This window comes from Novosphingobium sp. FG90 (assembly GCF_057808725.1).
The window spans coordinates 1-16,247 of record NZ_JBMDIO010000043.1 but is presented as its reverse complement, the minus strand read 5'-3'; the positions used below and the strand labels follow the sequence as shown (position 1 = coordinate 16,247).

General features: G+C 67.2%; 10 protein-coding genes. 4 read left to right on the top strand and 6 right to left on the bottom strand.

Features of this window, described 5'->3' with window-relative positions; genetic code table 11:
• Positions 1–13 precede the first annotated feature (13 nt).
• Together ACODRZ_RS23565 and ACODRZ_RS23560 are read right to left on the bottom strand one after the other, a co-directional pair.
• The gene (locus tag ACODRZ_RS23565; RefSeq protein ID WP_488972778.1) at positions 14–1,030 is read right to left on the bottom strand and encodes a LacI family DNA-binding transcriptional regulator; all 1,017 of its coding nucleotides are present in this window, start codon (positions 1,028–1,030) and stop codon (positions 14–16) included.
• On the bottom strand, positions 1,027–2,265 hold the full coding sequence (locus ACODRZ_RS23560; protein WP_488972779.1) for an MFS transporter: 1,239 nt from the start codon (positions 2,263–2,265) through the stop codon (positions 1,027–1,029). The genes ACODRZ_RS23565 and ACODRZ_RS23560 overlap by 4 nt, the downstream gene beginning before the upstream one ends.
• Before the next feature lie 159 nt (positions 2,266–2,424).
• On the opposite strand from ACODRZ_RS23560, the gene ACODRZ_RS23555 reads away from it, so the two are divergent.
• Entirely contained in the window at positions 2,425–4,881 is a 2,457-nt protein-coding gene (locus ACODRZ_RS23555) for a TonB-dependent receptor (protein ID WP_488972780.1), read from the top strand.
• 287 nt (positions 4,882–5,168) lie between these two features.
• Complete coding sequence (locus tag ACODRZ_RS23550; RefSeq protein ID WP_488972781.1) at positions 5,169–7,634, top strand: glycoside hydrolase family 3 protein; 2,466 nt, start codon at positions 5,169–5,171, stop codon at positions 7,632–7,634.
• A 7-nt stretch (positions 7,635–7,641) separates the two neighbouring features.
• Here the strand turns inward: ACODRZ_RS23550 and ACODRZ_RS23545 are convergent, their stop codons facing one another.
• From ACODRZ_RS23545 to ACODRZ_RS23530, 4 genes are read right to left on the bottom strand one after another with little or no spacing between them, the layout of a single operon-like run.
• Positions 7,642–8,793 (bottom strand): glycosyltransferase, encoded by a 1,152-nt coding sequence (locus tag ACODRZ_RS23545; RefSeq protein WP_488972782.1) that lies wholly within the window; start codon positions 8,791–8,793, stop codon positions 7,642–7,644.
• Between the two features lie 10 nt (positions 8,794–8,803).
• Positions 8,804–9,295, bottom strand: a complete 492-nt coding sequence (locus ACODRZ_RS23540; protein ID WP_488972786.1) for a DUF2141 domain-containing protein — start codon at positions 9,293–9,295, stop codon at positions 8,804–8,806.
• A 14-nt stretch (positions 9,296–9,309) separates the two neighbouring features.
• Positions 9,310–10,254, bottom strand: coding sequence for a hypothetical protein (locus tag ACODRZ_RS23535; protein WP_488972787.1), 945 nt, complete (start codon positions 10,252–10,254; stop codon positions 9,310–9,312).
• A gap of 14 nt (positions 10,255–10,268) precedes the next feature.
• Entirely contained in the window at positions 10,269–11,459 is a 1,191-nt protein-coding gene (locus ACODRZ_RS23530) for a glycosyltransferase (RefSeq protein ID WP_488972783.1), read from the bottom strand.
• Positions 11,460–11,670: 211 nt separating this feature from the next.
• On the opposite strand from ACODRZ_RS23530, the gene ACODRZ_RS23525 reads away from it, so the two are divergent.
• Both ACODRZ_RS23525 and ACODRZ_RS23520 read left to right on the top strand, forming a co-directional pair.
• Complete coding sequence (locus ACODRZ_RS23525; protein ID WP_488972784.1) at positions 11,671–14,004, top strand: TonB-dependent receptor; 2,334 nt, start codon at positions 11,671–11,673, stop codon at positions 14,002–14,004.
• Positions 14,005–14,097: 93 nt separating this feature from the next.
• Entirely contained in the window at positions 14,098–15,837 is a 1,740-nt protein-coding gene (locus ACODRZ_RS23520; protein ID WP_488972785.1) for an alkaline phosphatase D family protein, read from the top strand.
• The last annotated feature ends 410 nt before the right edge of the window (positions 15,838–16,247 follow it).

The window sequence follows — 16,247 nt, the reverse complement described above, 5'->3', positions numbered from 1 at the left end:
GAGCAGGCAGCCGTCAGGCCGGCCCCGTGCTGCCCCGGACGATCATTGCATGCGCCAGCATCAGCCGGAACGCCGGGTCCGCGCTGTTCTTGCGGAAGGCCGGGTCGACCAGAATATCCACTGCCGCGGCCGCCATTTCCGCGTTGGGCTGGCGAATTGTCGTGATCTGAGGCCATGCCGCGCGTGACGATGCCACATCGTCGAAGCCGCAGATCGACAAGGCATCCGGCACGGCGATTCCCCGTTTCATAGCCGTGATCATGGCACCGAGCGCCATGTCGTCGTTGCAGGCGAATATCGCGCTGGGCGCATCGGACAGGTCCAGTAGTGCTTCTCCGAGCTCCAGCCCGGAACGGAAGCTGAAATCGCCGCGCAGCACCGCGCGCTCATCCACCGGCAATCCTGCATGACCCAGCGCCGCGCGAAAGCCTTCCTCGCGCCGAGCCGAAGCACTATGGCTCTGCGGCCCCTGGATGAAGCCGATCCGCCGATGCCCCAGCGAGAGCAGGTATTCCGCCATCTCCCGCGCCGCCGCCCGATCGTCCATCCAGACCGCGCCCGAACTCGTCGGCGGGTTGGACGGAGCGATCAGGACATAGGGCACGCCGGCCTCGGTGAAGATCTCCAGCAGTCCGCCATCGTCGCAAATCGGCGGAGCGACGATCGCGCCGTCCAGCCGCAGCCCGGAAAGGCTGCCCCGCACATGCTCCTGCCAGCCCGGACGGCCGAGATCGACCGGCTCGACGACGAGGTGATAGCTGCGTTCCCGGCATTGCAGCAGGGCGCCGTGCTGGACTTCGGCGGCGTAGCCGGAGACCGGGTCGTCGATGAACAGGCCGAGCAGGTAGGAGCGCGAACTCGACAGGCTGCGGGCGAAGGCGTTGGGGCGGTAGTTCAGTTCGGCGACGACGCGCTGCACCGCCTCGCGGATTTCAGGGCGGACATGGTCCTCGCCGTTGATGACCCGCGAGACGGTCTTGGGGGAGACTCCGGCGCGGGCGGCGACATCCTTGATGGTGACCGTCTTCATGGCCGATTCTCCCGGAAAACTGCCGCAAATCCGGCGATCAGAAGGTAGCAGGCGGCGGGAACGACCAGCGATGGGAGCAGCCCCGCCCCGTCGGCCACCATGCCTGTCAGGACGGGCACCAGAGCCCCGCCGACCACCGCCATGCACAGCCACATCGAGGCGACGGGCGCCGCGCGGGCGTCCTCCGGCAGCGCCATGGCGTAGATCGTCGGGTACATGATCGCGTTGCATAGCCCCACCGCGACCAGCATTACAGAGCCCGCAACACCCGGGCACCCAACGGCACCCAACGTGCACACAACGGCACCAAGCGACACACAAAGCAGCATCCGCGCCTCCGAAACGCGCCGCATGATCCATGCACCGGCAAAACGCCCGACCATCGCCCCGCCCCAGTAGAGCGCTACGAGCTGCCCCGCCGTCACCGCACTCACGCCGAGGCGGTCAGGCCGCATCAGGACGCTGGGAAGCAGCCCGCCAATGGTCACTTCCGCGCCGACGTAGACGAAGATCGCCGCCGTCCCCCAGCGCAGCCGCCGCGATTCGGAGAGCACGCTGAACAGTCGGTGCGTCGGCACGAAGCCCTCGCCGGTGTGCTTCGTCTCCAGCGCCTTGCGGTGGCGGGCATAGGCGAGCGCCAGCACGGCGGTCACCAGCGCGGTCAGGACGAACGGCAGCGTCGCTGCGGGTCGCCACTCATGGCCCCGCTCGACCTGCGCCAGCAGCAGCGGCGCGCTCACCAGCGGCCCGGCAACGGTGCCCAGCGAGTTGAAGCCCTGCAGCAATGTCAGCCGCCGCGCCGCGCCGCGCGAAGGACCGATGACGGTGACCACGGTGTTCGACGCGATCTGCAGGAAGGTCTGCCCGCCCGAGAGCAGCAGCAGAGCGCCGAGCACCAGCGCGAAGGACAAGCTCCCCTGCGCAACCGCCAGCGCAGCGCAGCCCGCCGCCATCACCGCCAGCCCCGCCGCGATCGCGCGGATGTAGCCGGCCGCGACGATGAAGGCGGTGATCGGCAGCGCGAACAGCAGATAGCTTGCGTGGAAGGCCAGTTGCACCAGAAACGCTTGCGTGTAGTCGAGCGCCAGCATCAGCTTCAGTTGCGGCACCAGCAGGCTCACCGACGAGGTCAGGAACCCGCCGATGAAGAACACCCCCACCGACAGCCGGAACAGCAGCGTAGGCGCATCGGTTTTTTCCAAGGAAGTCGGGGCCTTCGCCATCAGGGCTGTCATCTCTGCCGGGCATCCTTACCGCGCTTGCCGCTATCCGGAAAGCTACCGTGTTTTGGCGCCATCCTTGACATCGATGTCAGAAACAATGTTGACAACGTTGTCAAGCTTTGGTCTACGAGGCGCCGGAAAGCAGCGAAGGTCTGCTTCAGGGAGAGAGAGATGACCAGGAACGCGCTTATCGCAAGCACTGCGCTCGCGGCCGCACTCTGCATGACCGCCACCGCCAAGGCCCAGGACGCCGCTCCGCAGGCTGCCGCGCCGCAGGCGTCCGACGGTGACATCATCGTCACCGCCACCCGCCGCGAGACGACGCTGCAGTCCACCCCGATCGCGGTTTCCGCCTTCGGCCAGGCGCAGCTCGACAAGCAGCAGGTCAAGGACGTGACCGACCTCGCCCGCTTCGTCCCCTCGCTGCAGTTCAACCAGCAGGGCGACCAGTCGGCGGTGCTCCTCACGCTGCGCGGCATCGGCAACGACAGCGCCTATACCGAAGTGGCCGACCCCGAAGTCGCGATCTACGTCGACGGCATCTATTCGCCGCGCTCGCAGGGCGCATCGGTGCTGATGTACGACATGGAGCGCGTCGAAGTGCTGCGCGGCCCGCAGGGCACGCTGTTCGGCCGCAACGCCACCGTCGGCGCGCTCAGCCTGATCTCGGCCAAGCCGAAGCTGGGCGTGTTCGAGGGAAACGTCGAAGTCGTCGGCGGCAACTACGACCGCTTCGGCATTCGCGGCGCGATCAACATCCCGATCACCGACACCCTGGCCGCGCGCGTCGCCTTCGTCTCGGACCGGCACGACGGTTACGCCGACTACCAGCCCGCGCCCGACATTGAAGGCATCAACAAGTCGGCCTTCGTCACCAGCGGCAAGAAGTATTACGCCGCCGACCAGAAGTCGCTGCGCGGCTCGCTCCTCTGGCAGCCGAGCGACAAGTTCAGTTGGAACCTCTCGGCAGAGGGCTTCTGGGACACCGGCGCTCCGGTCATCGGCCTGATGCAGACGCCGCGCGCAGGCACCAAGCGCTGGTCCACCCTGTCCGACACCGCGCCCGACACCGACCGCTATTCGGCCGCCGTGCGCAGCACGATGAACTACGACATTACCGACGGCATCCAGCTGAGCTACATCGCCGGCTGGTCGCGCATCGGCGGCTCGACCCAGACCGACGCCGACGCGGGTGCCCTGCCCCCGACCGGCGAAGTGGACGCCAGCGGCAACGACCTCCCACTCGGCGCCTTCGGCGAGAACCGCACGCTGTCCTCTCGCTATGATTTCCAGAGCCACGAAGTGCAGCTGAAGTCCTCGGGCGAACAGACCTTCGACTGGATTCTGGGCGCCTACTACAGCCACGAGAAGAACCGCATCCGCTTCGATATCGACCAGCGCAACGGCTACCGCGACGGCACCTTCAGCTGGGCGGGCAGCTTCATTCAGGCCAACCGCCAGATCGATTCGCGCGCGGCGTTCGGTCAGGTCGTGTGGCACGCCACCGACGCGATCCGCGTCACCGGCGGCCTGCGCTACACCTCCGACAAGAAGGAGGATATCGGCGGGCGCAACGTCACGTTCTCGGGCGATGGCTGCACCCCTGCGGACAGCGCGCCGGGCGGCGCCTGTCAGGCGGGCATCTTCGGCGCCTATCCGGGCGCCACCGCCGAGGAACTGGTGAACCTGCTGCCGGGCTTCTCGATCTCCAGCAACGACGTGAAGGGCAAGTGGAACAAGCTGACCTACCTCGCCCGCCTCGATGCCGATCTGGCCGAGGACGTGCTGGGCTATGCCAGCATCAGCACCGGCTTCAAGTCGGGCAACATCCAGGACAACGCCGGGCTGACCGATCCGGAAACGCTGACCAACTACGAAGTAGGCCTCAAGAGCCGCTTCCTCGACCGCATGATCACCCTGAATCTTGCCGCCTACTACAGCGACTTCAAGGGCTATCAGGTCAATCAGGCCGTCACCTTCCGTGACGACGAGGGCAACGTGGTGCGCAGCCAGATCGTGACCCAGAACGCCAAGGGCGCGACCGCCTACGGCCTCGAAGCCGAACTGACCGCGAACTTCTCGCCGAACGATCGCCTGCAGTTCTCGGGCACGCTTCAGAAGACCAAGCTGGACGATCTGGAGAGCGTCGACGGGCGGCTCTACGATGGCGGCAAGGCCTCCTCGATCGTGCAGCTCAAGGGCAACGAGCTGGCCCACGCGCCGCGCTTCTCGGCGACCGCCAGCTACGAGCACGATTTCGTGATGGCGAGCGGCGCGACGATCACCCCGCGCCTGACCACGCATTACGAAACCGCCAGCTGGCTGAGCTACTTCAACGGCGACGCCAACCCCTTCGTCAACGCCAACGACCCGGCCGACAACATGCCGAACCGGGGCACCAACGGCACCGACTGGGACCGCCAGAAGGCCTACTTCCGCTCCGACGCCTCGCTGCGCTTCACCTCGGCGGACCAGAAGTATTCGGTCGAGGCGTTCGTCATGAACATCGAGGACAAGAAGATCCGCACCAACGCCAGCGCCTTCGGCACGCCGCGTTACGACCCGGTGTTCCTGTCCAACCTGCAGGCACCACGCACATGGGGCGTGCGGGCGAAGGCCAGCTTCTGATTCTTCACCCCCATCCCTCCTCCCTCTCCACCCGCTCAGGCTGAGCTTGTCGAAGCCCCCGAGGCTGGGCGCTGTGCTCCCATCCTTCGACAAGCTCAGGATGAGCGGTGGGAATGGGGAGAGGTCGGAAGGAAGGCACCAGCCCCCCCGGTGACCCCGCGCGCCGCCCCTCCTCCGCGAGTGCGCGCGGTCACCCCGGGCGGCGGCGGGGCAAACATGCCCGCCGCCGCCCCTCCCCGGCCACGTTCGGCCATGATCGCGACCCAATCATCAGGTAAGGACGCCCTATGACCGCCGCCTCACGTATCTCCCTCGCCGCCCTTGCCGTGAGCCTGCTCGCCGCGCCGCTGGCGGCGCAAGACCAGCAGCCCCCCGCCTCGATCGCGCACCCGGACCTCTGGCCGCAGGTCAAGGCCCAGCCGCAGCGCGATCCGGCAGTGGAGAAGCGCGTCGAGGCCCTGATCAAGGCGATGTCGGTCGAGGACAAGGTCGGCCAGCTGATCCAGGTGGACATCGGCTCGATCACCCCCGCTCAGGTTCGTGAGACGCGGATCGGCTCGGTGCTGAACGGCGGCAACTCCGGCCCTTACGACGACGAATACGCCCCGCCCGCCAAGTGGCTGAAGCTGGCAGACGAATACTACGACGCCTCGATGGCCGCTCCCGGACCCAAGATCCCGATCATCTGGGGCACAGACTCGGTCCACGGCAACAACAACATCGTCGGCGCCACTCTCTTCCCGCACAACATCGGCCTCGGCGCCGCGCGCGACCGCGACCTGATCCGCGAGATCGGCAAGGTCACCGCGCTGGAGACGGCGGCGGCGGGGCTCGACTGGACCTTCGCCCCCACCCTCGCGGTGGTGCAGGACGACCGCTGGGGCCGCACCTACGAAAGCTACTCCGAGGAACCCGAAGTCGCCGCCGACTATGCCGGCGCGATGATCGAGGGCGTGCAGGGCAAAGTCGGCAGCAAGGACTTCCTCGCCCCCGACCGCCTGATCGCCACGACCAAGCACTTCCTCGGTGACGGCGGCACCGGCGGGCGCGACCAGGGCGACACGCGCGTCTCCGAACAGGTGCTGCGCGACGTGCATCTCGGCGGCTACCCCGCCGCGCTCGAGGCGGGGACGCAGTCGGTCATGGCCAGCTTCTCCAGCTGGAACGGCGAGAAGATGAGCGGCGACAAGTCGCTCCTGACCGACGTGCTCAAGGACCGCATGGGCTTCGATGGCTTCGTGGTAGGCGACTGGAACAGCCACGGGCAGGTCCGGGGCTGCTCGAACGAGGACTGCGCGGCTGCGATCAACGCGGGCCTCGACATGTTCATGTATTCCGGCCCGGCGTGGAAAGACCTCTACGCCAACACCCTGCGCGAAGCGAAGGACGGCACCATCTCCGCCGCGCGCCTCGACGACGCGGTGCGCCGCATCCTGCGCGTGAAGCTGCGCTCGGGCACCTTCGACCGGGGCCGCCCGTCGAGCCGCGCCTATGCCGCGAAGTTCGCCAACATCGCCTCCCTCGCCAACCGTGCCGTCGCACGCAAGGCGGTGCGCGAGTCCATGGTGCTGCTCAAGAACGAGGGCGTGCTGCCGCTCAAGCCCACCGCCAATGTCCTCGTCGCGGGCGCGGCGGCGAACAGCATCAGCCAGCAGGCGGGCGGCTGGTCGATCACCTGGCAGGGCATCGACGTGCCCAACTCCGCCTTCCCCAACGCCCAGTCGATCTGGAAGGGCATCGAGGAAACCGTGAAGGCGGGCGGCGGCACCGCGACGTATGCGCCGGACGGCCAGTTCGCGAAGAAGCCGGATGTGGCCATCGTCGTCTTCGGCGAGAAGCCCTATGCCGAATTCAAGGGCGACATCCCCAACCTCGAATACAGCCCCGGCGACAAGCACGACCTCGACATTCTGCGGGGGTTCAAGGCGGCGGGCATTCCGGTGGTTGCGGTATTCCTCTCGGGCCGCCCGCTATGGGTGAATGCGGAAATGAACGCCTCCGACGCCTTCGTCGCGGCGTTCCTGCCGGGCAGCGAGGGCGGCGGCGTCTCCGACGTGCTGTTCGCGGGCAAGGACGGCAAGCCGAAGTTCGATTTCCACGGCAAGCTCAGCTTCTCGTGGCCCAAGCGCCCGGACCAGTACGTGCTCAACCGCCGCGATCCGAACTACGATCCGCTGTTCCCCTTCGGTTACGGCCTGACGTATGCGGCTCCCGGCAAGGTCGGTACACTCGACGAATCGCGCCCCGCCGGGCTGGAGCAGGCCACGCCCACCACCTTCTTCGAACGTGGCCAGACCCCACCGGGCTGGGAGATCGCCGCCGAGGGCGTGCGCCAGTCGGGCGTCGACCACCGCGCGCAGGAGGACGCCAAGCGCCTGACCTTCACCGGAGCAGGCAGCGTCGCGTTCACCGCCCCGCGCCCCTTCGACCTCTCGCGCGAAAGCAACGGCGAGATCAGCCTCGTCTTCGAGTACCGGCTGGAGGGCAAGCCCTCGGGCACCTTGTCGGCCGGGTTCCTCAGCGGCGGCAAGCTGGCGAGCGTGCCGGTCACCGACGCCCTCTCGGCCACGGCGCCGGGCCAGTGGGGCCGCCTCGCCATCCCGCTCAAGTGCTTCGCCGCGCGCGGCGCGGACATGACGAGCGTCACCGCGCCGCTGGTGCTGAAAGCCACCGGCGCGGCGGACCTCAGCGTCTCGGACGTGAAGCTGGACTACGTCTCGATGCCGATGACCCAGTGCGGCGACGAGAAGTAAAACCTCCTCACGCCGCGCGGCGTTCGCGCCTTACGCTCGTCTCGTAGAGCGCGAAGAGGTCGGCGAAGTGATCGTCGCTGGTGCGGGCGGGTTGCGGGCGATGCTCGCGCTCGAACAGCACCTCTATGATCGCGCGGGCCGCTGCCGCCGGGTCGCAGGCGGTGTAGGTGATACCGCCCCCGTTCGCGGCATGATCGACCGCGCCGCCCTCGTCCGGGACCACGATCGGCACGCCGCTGGCGCGGGCCTCGGCGGCGACCATGCAGAAGGTCTCCGCCTCGCTGCCGTGGACGAGCGCGTCGGCGCTGGCGATGACCCGCGCGAAAGTATCCGGGTTGCGCTCCGGCTCAAACAGACGGACGTGCGGGTTGCCAGCGATGTGCTTGAGCACCGTGCGCTGCTCGCGCCCCTCGCCGAACAGCACGAAGCCCACCGGCCGATCGCGCGAGACCGAGGCCACCGCGTCGAGCACCAGCGGCCAGCGCTTTTCCGCCGCCAGTCGGCCGACGCCCAGCAGCAGGCGTGCGTCTTCGGGCAGGTCGCAGGCGGCCAGCAACTGCGCGCGCAGGGCCGGATCGCGGTTCTGCGGCGAGAAACGGCCGGGCTGCACGCCCATCGGCACCGTCACCGTATTGGCGACGCCCCCGTCCGCCAGCCGCCGCGTCAGGCTGGAATTGGCGCAGACGACATGGTCGAAGCTGCGGCTGTGGCGGCGCAGGTGGTCCCAGTAGACCGAGAACTGCCAGTCGATCGTGCGCCGCGCGAAGACCTGCCCGAACCAGCGATAGGCATAGGCGGAAAGCGGGTCGGCATGCATGATCATGCTGCGCGGCGCATCGCCTGCCCAGTCGGCGACGAGACGCGCACTGCGCCATGGCGAGGCGGCCTCGACGAAATCCGGCTGCAGTTCGTCAAGCGCGGCATGAAGCTGCGGCGCCGAGGCGAAGTACCAGTACTTGCGGTCGAGCGGGAAGCGCGGGTTCTTCAGGGTGATGATGCGTGCATTGGGGCCGCGCTCGATCACCGCGTCCTCGTCTCCCGGCGCGAGGATGATGATCTCATGGCCCAGCGCCGCGCCGATGCGCAGCTTCTGCTCCACGTATGTGCGAACGCCGCCGCCCTTGGGCGTGTAGAAGGCGCAGACATCCACGATCCGCATGGCGAGCCCCTTACTTTGACGCGAGCGGGGCGACGCCAAGCCCGCGGCGGTAGTTCATCACAATGGAGATCGTCTTCGGCCCGCTGCCGACGCTGGCGCTGGCCTTCTCGGCGCTCGGCTTGCTCCAGCTCAGTTTCGGATTGCCCGCAAAGCCGATGCCGTCGATGCGCCAGCCGAACTTGCGGTTGCCATCGCGGTCGTGGAGCAGGCTCACCGCGTATTCGCCGGGGCCGGGCACGCGCACGCAGAGGCGAACCGGGCCGCTGGCGGGGACCGGCACCTCGACGCGGCGGAAGGTCTTGCCCGCGCTCACCAGCACGTTGTCGTCGGCGAGGAAGTCCGTGTTGTTGGCCGGGTAGACCTCCAGCTTGAGGGTGCCGATGCGGTCCTTCAGGCCCTTCACCTGCACTTCGAAGGAGGAGCCCGTCTCGTCCGACCGGCAGCGGCCCTCGGCCTTGCCGAGATCGGGCGTGGAGGGAATGATCGCAGCATTCGCCAGCATCAGCAGGGACAGGATCACGGGCGTTTCTCCGGATTGGCGAGGTCGTTGAAGGCAATGAGCGCGCCCAGCACGAGGTGCGCGGCGGTGATCAGCCCGGCCATCAGCGCCATGAGCGTGCCGATGTCGCGCTCCTCGCCCAGCACCACCACGGTGATGCCTGCGAAGAGCAGGTCCTTGTTCGGCACCAGCGGCAGGCGCGACACGAGCAGGCGCAGGGTCGACAGGTAGAGCCACCAGCTCAGCGCGACATCGGGCAGGACGATGTGCCACAGCAGCGCGAGGAACACGGTCGAGACGACGATGCGCGCCAGATGGACGCGGGTGATCATCCAGAGGTCATCGCGCGAGAGGCTGAAGACCTTGCGGCGGAAGGCCATGGCGCCCAGCGAGATCGCAAGAATGACGCCCAGCGATCCCGTCAGCAGGCGCCCGTCGATGCCCAGCTTGTCGAAGCCGAGCGAAGGCACCGCGAAGACCAGCAGCGCCATCGTCACCACGTTGCCGGTGACGGCGGAGAGGATCGACACGTCCTTGACCGTGCCGAACGGGGCGGCGGTCAGCGTGACCCGGCTGCGCGCCCAGGTATAGAAGTACGCCTCGCCCAGATAGCCGAGCAGCAGTTCGTTGTAGATCTTCTTGCGCAGCAGCGCGAGCACGCCGCTGCCCGGAATGCGCCACAGCTTCCAGTAGATCAGCCACTCGCTGGCGGGCGTGATCAGGTAATACCCCGCGAAGATCAGCCAGAAGCCCGGCGATGTCGGGATCATCTGCGGCAGGCGGCGCAGCTCGACGCTGTTCGTCTCGTGCAGCACGGCGGCGATCACCGCCAGCGACAGCAGGATGGAGAACACCGCATTGCGCCCGCGCTTCGCGGTGCGATCCTGAGGGGTCAGCGCAATGGTCGCCAGATCGACGCCGTCTGCAGTAGCGGCCACGGTTGCAGATTGAGACAAGGACATCTCCGGGATGACAGTCACTGGGAGCGCCGCAGCGACCGGCAGGGCGCCAGCGTACTGAGGGCAAGGTCGCGGCGACGCTCGGCCTCGCGGCGCGAGGCGACCGCGCGCATGAGATCGAGGTAGCGGCGCGCGGCGCCTTCGAGTTCGTAGTGCGCGGCGACGGTGCGGGCGCGCTCTGGGTCGCCGCGCAAGTCGCGCAGGGCGGCGATCCCTTGCGCGAAGCCGTCCTGACAGCGCGTGGGGACCATCAGGCCGGTGCGGCCGTGGTCGATGAGGCTCGCCATACTGACGCAGCAGTCGGTGGCAAGGATCGGCATCCCCGCCGCCAGCGCTTCGACCACGACGCCGGGCAGGCCCTCGTAGTCGGAACTGAGCAGCAGCGCGTCATGCTCGGCCAGCAGCGCGTCGATCGTCGCGACATGGCCGAGAAACGCGACCTGTCCGGCGATGCCCAGCGAACCGGCGAGCGCTTCGAGAGGACCGCGCTCGGGGCCTTCCCCGGCGATGGTCAAGCGATCCTCGGCGCGGGCTCCGGCGGCGAAGGCGCGCAGCATCAGCGAAAAGTTCTTCTGCGGGGCGAGACGTCCCGCCGCGAGGTAGCGCATACCCCATGCGGACGGCGTGCGCCGCTCGATCCGACCCAGCTGGATCAGGCGGCGGCGATTGAGGATCGGATTGGCGATGACCTCGACCTGACGCGGCTCGGCCAGCATGCATTCGCGCACTTCGCGCCGCATCGGCTCGGACAAGGCGACCAGCGAATCGAACAGGCCGCCTTGCGCGCGCAGCCAGGCGCCATAGCCCCGGCGCATCGGTGCGGACATGTCGGGACGCTGCAGGGCATTGCTGATCTTGAGCAGCATCGGCGGCGCGTGGTGTCCCAGCAGCAGCTTCATCGCCGCGCCGATCACCGCGTAAGTATTGCCCGGACAGAACAGCACGTCGGCGCGACGCTCGATCAGGAAGCTGTAGAGCGTGTGGACCATCCACGGCGTGCGCCACGATGCGGTAGGCAGGCGCGTGGGCAGGCTCCAGTAATCGAGCGCAGGCGCACTGCACAGGCCCGCGCCGCCCGGTCGGCCGAGCACCACGGTCACCTCATGCCCGGCCTCGCGCCATTGCGCAGCCAGGCCCAGGGCGACGCGCTCGACACCGCCCGGCTCAAAGCTGTGAATGGGGATCGCGATGCGCAATGGGTCCTGCATGTCCTTCGACGCCGCCAGCCGTCTGGTTTCGCAGGCCCTCTATGAGCGGGTCATTTCGGGTTTGTGACGGTCATGCGGCCCGTCATGCGGTGGACACGCCAGCGACTTCGAAACGTCTCCGAACTGACTGCAGGGCGTCAGAATAGACGCGCAGATGCTGCGCCGCACAAACCCAAGATCACGGGTTGCTCAACAGGGGGTTCACCAAGCCATGCGCGCCATTTCGATCCGCCGTATCTGCGTCCTCGGCACCAGCCTCGTGGCGATCGCCGCGAGCGCTCCGGCCTTCGCGGACGAGGCAGCCGACGCCGCCGCTGATTACGACACTGCAGACGCCATCGTCGTCACCGGCCAGCGCACCACCTACAACAACGCCGCGCTCGACGAGACGCTGATCGACGACAAGTCGCCGATCGCCTCGGCCATCGACCTCATCGGCACCCTGCCCGGCGTGCAGGTGAACGAGGGCGACGCCTTCGGCTTCGACGACTGGTCGACCACCTACTCGATCCGCGGCTACCAGACCAACCTCGACACCCAGCAGGTCGGCCTGACCATCGACGGCCTGCCCAACGGCGGCTCGGGCTACGGCGGCGGCTCCAAGGCCAACCGCTTCATCGACACCGCCAACATCGGCACCGTCGAGGTGTTCCAGGGCACCGCAGACATCGCCTCGCGCTCGAACGAGGCGCTCGGCGGCACCATCAACTTCGTCACCGCCGACCCCATCGACGACATGCGCGTGCGCCTGCAGGGCTCGGTCGGCGACTTCGATTCCAGCCGCTACTATGGCCGCTTCGACACCGGCCTGATCGGCGGCGTCGCGAAGGCGTGGTTCTCCTACGGCCACCAGCAGGCGACCGACTGGATGGAGGGCTCGGCCAGGAACCACCGCGACAACTTCGCGATGAAGTTCATCGTCGATACCCCCGTGAAGCTGACCGGCTACGCCAGCTACGACGATGCGTTCGAAAGCAACTACGACCAGATCTATTCGCAGGCGCAGTACGACACCGGCGCCTACACCGACGGCCTCGTCGGCGTGTGGACCGGCGTGCCGGTGGCCGACCAGCAGTACCGTCAGGTCTGGAACACCAAGCGCAAGAACTTCTTCGCCTACCTGAAGGCCGAGACGAAGATCGCCGATGCCATCGATCTCAAGGCCTCGGTCTACTATCACGACATGGCCGGGCGCGGCGACTGGGCGCCGCCCTACATCGTCAACGTCGGGCAGGACACCTCGGGCGTCCAGACCGAGATCGACGGCACCACCACCGTCCGGGGCACGCCCGCATGGTGGGCGACGCTGCCCGCCGGCTCGGGCACGCCGACCTACTTCGCGACCAACGCCGCCGGCCAGATCGTCGCCCCGACCGCAGCAGGCGCGATCCAGCAGCAGTCCTACCGTCACACCCACTACCGCAAGGACCGTCTCGGCGGCACTCTCGACGGTGCCTGGAACATGCAGTTCGGTGCCTTCGAGAACACCCTGCGCGGCGGCGTCTGGTACGAGGACACCCACCGCCGCGAATGGCGCGACTGGCACCACGTGACCGACACCAGCGTCGGCCCGGCCTATGATGCGACGCCCTACTGGACCCAGTACGACCGCAAATATCCCCAGACCACCTTCAAGTGGTATGCCGAGGATCAGGTGCAGTTCGGCCCCGTCACCGCGAACTTCGGCGTCAAGCAGTTCATCAACCACCTCGACCGCACCGACCTGTTCGGCGAAAGCGCCGACGTCAGCGTCAAGTCGAAGTCGAAGGTCCTGCTCTCGGGCGGTATCCAGGTCGAACCGATGACCGGCCTCGACCTGTTCGGCGGCTACTCGGAGAACTTCAAGGCGCTCTCCGACACCCTGCTCGAATACAGCGAGGACGCCTTCTCCAGCATCAAGCCGGAAACCGCCGAGAACTGGGAGGCCGGTGCGCGCTACGAAAGCGGCGTCCTTCGCGCCTCGGCCACCTGGTTCAAGAGCAAGTTCTCCAACCAGGTGATCTTCGTGCCGAGCAATTCCTCGGCCGGGCCTGACTACCTGAGCGAAGGCGACGGCAGCTTCTTCAACGCGGGCGGCATCGATTCCGAGGGTTTCGAACTGCTTGCAAGCGTCCGTCCCGTCACCGGCCTGACCCTCTACGGTTCGTATACCCACATCGATGCCAAGTATCGCGGCACCGGCAATGCCGAACTGGACGAGGAACAGGGCGTGACGGCGGGCAATCGCGTCGCGGGCATTCCCAAGGACATGTGGGTGCTCTCGGGCACGTACAACTACGGTCCCGTCACGCTGGGCCTCACCGGCAAGTACACCGGCAACCGCTTCGTCGATGCGGACAATGCATGGGTCGCGAAGAACTACTTCATGACCGACCTCTCGGTGGCGGTGAAGGGCGAGGGCCTGACCGACAGCCTCAAGGACCTGCAGTTCGCCCTCAACATCACCAACCTCACCAACGAGAAGTACATCGGCGGCATCTCGGGCAACTACGCCTTCCTCGGCGCGCCGCGCACGATGGTCTTCAGCGTAACCGCCGACTTCTGACGGTAGCGCGAGAGGACGGGTCGGCGTTCGGGGGGACGCCGGCCCGTCCTTTTCCTTTTCAAGCAAGCACACGAAAACACAGGATAGCCCGCCATGACCACGCTTCGCACCCTTGAGGTATCCCGCCGCGCCCTCCTCGCCGGCATGGCCGGGGGAGCGGCGATCATGGCGCTACCCATTTCAGCCCTCGCCGCTGCGGCCGCGAACCCGGTGTTCCGCCACGGCGTCGCCGCCGGTGACCCCGACGCTTCGAGCGTGGTGCTCTGGACCCGCGTGACCGCGCCCACGGCTACCGACGTGCAGTGGGAACTCTCCGACAGCCCCGCCTTCGCGAAGATCCTGAAGTCGGGCACCGTGCGCACCGATGCGGAGCGCGACTTCACCGTCAAGGCGCTGGCCACCGGCCTCCCGGCGGGCGGCACGTTCTTCTACCGCTTCCGCATTGGGCCAAAGCCGACGGCGGCGGTCTCGCCGATCGGCCGCGCCCGCACCCTGCCCGCAGGCCGGGTCGACACGCTGGGCATCGCCCTCGCCTCGTGCTCCAACTACGCCTTCGGCTTCTTCAACGCCTACGACGCGATCGCGAAGGACCCCGCGATCGACTTCGTGCTCCACACCGGCGACTACATCTACGAGTACGGCGGCAAGGACGGCTGGGGCGAGAGCATCGCCCGCACCATCGGCCGCGAGCACGCCCCCGCGCACGAGATCGTCACCCTCTCCGACTACCGCACCCGTCACGCGCAGTACAAGACCGACGCCGGATCGCTGGCGATGCATGCGCAGCACACCCTGCTCGCCTGCTGGGACGACCACGAGAGCGCCAACAACCCCTGGACCGGCGGCGCCCAGAACCACCAGCCCGAAACCGAGGGCGACTGGGCCACGCGCCGCGCCGCCTCGATCCGCGCCTATTACGAATGGATGCCGGTGCGCGAACCGGAATGGCTGGCGGTCAAGGGCCGCACCCGCATGCAGTTCTGGCGCGCCTATCGCTTCGGCGACCTCGCCCTGCTGCACACGCTGGAAACCCGCCACACCGCGCGGGCACAGCAGATCGACTACCTCGACCACGCGCAGGAGATCGTCGATGACGCCTCGGCCGCGAAGTTCAAGCGCGATGTCCTCGGTGCCCCGAACCGCCCGCTGATCGCGCCCGAACTGGAAGCCGACCTCGAAGCCGCGCTCGCGCGGTCGGTGAAGGACGGCCAGCCCTGGCGCGTGATCGGCTGTCCGATGGTGATCGGCCGCCTCGACGTTCCCGACATGATCAAGCTGGGCGTGCTGCCCGACCCCTTCCCCAAACTCGCCGCCGCGAAGTCCAAGGAGGAACTGGCGAAGCTGGCCGCCGATCCGCACGTCTCGCTGGCATGGCGCGGCCGCTGGAACCTGCCCGACTACACCGACGCCTGGGGTGGCTACCCCTGGGCGCGCGAGCAGTTCTACGCCCTGTCGCGCCGCGCGGGCGCAGGCGACCTGGTGTTCCTGTCAGGCGACAGCCACAGCTTCTGGACCAACGACCTCGCCGACGCTCAGGGCCGCCCGGCGGGCATCGAGTTCGGCACCTCGGGCATCTCCTCACCGGGAGACTTCATGGACAGCGGCTTCGGCGAGGACATGGCGCGCAAACTGGACAAGGCCTATGCCGACCACATGCCCGAGGTCGTGTGGACCGACAACATGCACCAGGGCTACGTGCGCATGCAGTTCGGCCGCGAGACCGGCACCGCCAGCTTCGTGGCGGTCAGCACCGTCCTCTCGCGCGACTACACGACCAGCGTGATCCGCAAGGACGACTTCCGCCGCGACGGCGCGCACGTCCGCTTCGCCTGACCTGATCCATGCACGAGGCCGACCGGCATGGGCGGGGGCTTACCCCTCGCCCGTGTCGGTGCGTGTCTGTTTTCGACAAAAGGGTAAATGGCGGAGCGGGAGGGATTTTCATCTAATTACTTAATGTATTGATAAAATTACTATTTACTTAATCCAAATAATCCATTCCCCAAACATATTCCCACAAACACTCTGAGCACCACCATTAGCCCGGGATAATAGCGATCTTGTTCCGAACTACCTATGATATCCAGAGGATATTGAACGGGTTCATTTACACCCATAGGGAACCTGCCGCGATGAAGGGCATGCATCGCGGCAGTCAGCAATTTTCAATCGCCACTCGCAGCTGCCTTAGGAGGCGTTGACAAATTGGCGGGTCCACAGTCGGATTGAGACGATGTGGATGA